2 protein-coding genes are annotated in these 1813 nt (G+C 39.7%); both read left to right on the plus strand.

The window, feature by feature from the left end; genetic code table 11:
* Nucleotides 1-67: 67 nt before the first annotated feature.
* Entirely contained in the window at nucleotides 68-1306 is a 1239-nt protein-coding gene (locus WBM98_RS12185; RefSeq protein ID WP_424366299.1) for an IS21/IS408/IS1162 family transposase, read from the plus strand.
* The gene (locus tag WBM98_RS12190) at nucleotides 1306-1767 is read left to right on the plus strand and encodes an ATP-binding protein (RefSeq protein WP_424366300.1); all 462 of its coding nucleotides are present in this window, start codon (nucleotides 1306-1308) and stop codon (nucleotides 1765-1767) included. The genes WBM98_RS12185 and WBM98_RS12190 overlap by 1 nt, the downstream gene beginning before the upstream one ends.
* Nucleotides 1768-1813 lie beyond the last annotated feature (46 nt).

The following is a 1813-nucleotide window of genomic DNA, read 5'->3' on the forward strand; positions in this document are numbered from 1 at the left end:
CGATTGGATGAAGGAAAGACATGAGAATTTCCCAAAAGTATCCCCAAAAACCGTCTACAATTTTATCATGTGGGTACGCCAAAAATATAACTTACCCAAGCTAAGCCCTGCAAGAGAATATATGATTGTCGAAGAGCTTCCCTATGGGAAACAGGCACAAGTGGATTTTGGAGAATACAACATGCGTGATGGCAATCATAAACGTGTTAAAGTATGGTTCTTTTTGATAGTTCTTTCCCGTTCCAGGTTTAAATATGTGTGGTTCTCAGATCATCCCTTTACTAGTGAATTGGCAATTATAGCACACGAAAAAGCCTTTGGTTTTTTTGGTGGTATAACCGATGAAATTGTTTACGATCAGGATAAATTGTTTATAGTGGATGAAAATAGCGGTGATTTGATCCTTACCGATGCCTTTAGGGCATATACCAAAGAGAGATCGTTCGCGTTACACTTTTGTCGAAAGGCGGATCCGGAAAGTAAAGGTAAAATTGAAAATGGTGTAAAATATGTAAAGCAAAACTTTCTATATAATCGGCCATTTTATAACATCGAAACCCTAAACGATGAAGCAATCGCCTGGCTTGGGCGCACAGCTAACATAATGCCCCATGGCCGCACCATGAAATCACCATCTGATGAGTTGATCATTGAAAAACCTTTCTTAAAACCCTATACAGCGTTTATTATCCAACCCTCACAAACGAAGCCTTACACCGTTCGCAAAGATAATACCATCTCGTGGAAAGGCAATTTCTATGCCCTTCCCATGGGGACTTATAAAGGCCGTGGGTCTCAAGTCTGCGTGAAAAAAGAAAATGACAAAATCATTATATCCGACCTTTCGGGCAAAGAGCTTTATTGTCATACGATACCTAGTGGTAAAGGACAGGTAATAAGCAATACCGATCTTCGCAGGGACAAGCGAGGGGCTATTGAAGAGCTAATTGAACAGGTCAGTCAAATGTTCGAGGATCGCCAAACTGCCAAGCAATATCTTGAAGCGGTACATGGAGAAAAACCACGCTATATACGCGACCAGATCATTTTAATCAGGCAAACCATCGAAATGTATGACAAACAAACCGTAAACGAAGCGCTCCGCTATTGTTGCCAAAATAGTATTTACAGTGCTGTGGACTTTAAAGCAGTTATTAAACAGAACATCCGAAACAATGCACAGCAGACAGAACCAATCATTGAAAGAAAAAACCCATTATCCAACCCGCCTTCTCCAAACGCTACCGTAACACCTTCAAAAAGCAAAATAATAGATTATGAAAAATTAATGCAAAACAAAAACTAATGATGGAAACGAAACAATTAATCCGCAGTTATTGCAGGCAATTTAAAATGGGAGGTCTCGCAACGGGCCTTGACCAAATGTTAATCGAGGCTGAGACAAACAACATTGGCTACCTCGAATATACTGTTAATCTCTTTAAGACTGAAGCCTCTCACCGGGAGTACAATGACGTGCAAAAACGACTGAAATCAGCTCGGTTACCGCACTTTCACGACTTAAAAACTTATGATTACTCCTTTGAAAATGGTCTCTCCAAAGCAAGGTTAAATCAACTAAGGGAATTAGACTGGCTTGATCAAATTTATAATATCGTTTTGATGGGGCCTTCCGGAATAGGGAAAACTTTCCTGGCTGCGGGGCTTTGTGCTGATGCAGTCCAAAAAGGCTATAAAGCTTATTTTAGGACCATGGAAGAAATTATTAACATGTTAAAAATGAAGGATTATACAGCAACTGTGTAACCAGTAAATAAATATACATCGTTTTCGGAACTTACCGGTACAATGT

Source organism: Maribacter sp. (assembly GCF_049667165.1).
In the GTDB taxonomy this organism is placed as follows: Bacteria; Bacteroidota; Bacteroidia; order Flavobacteriales; family Flavobacteriaceae; genus Maribacter_A.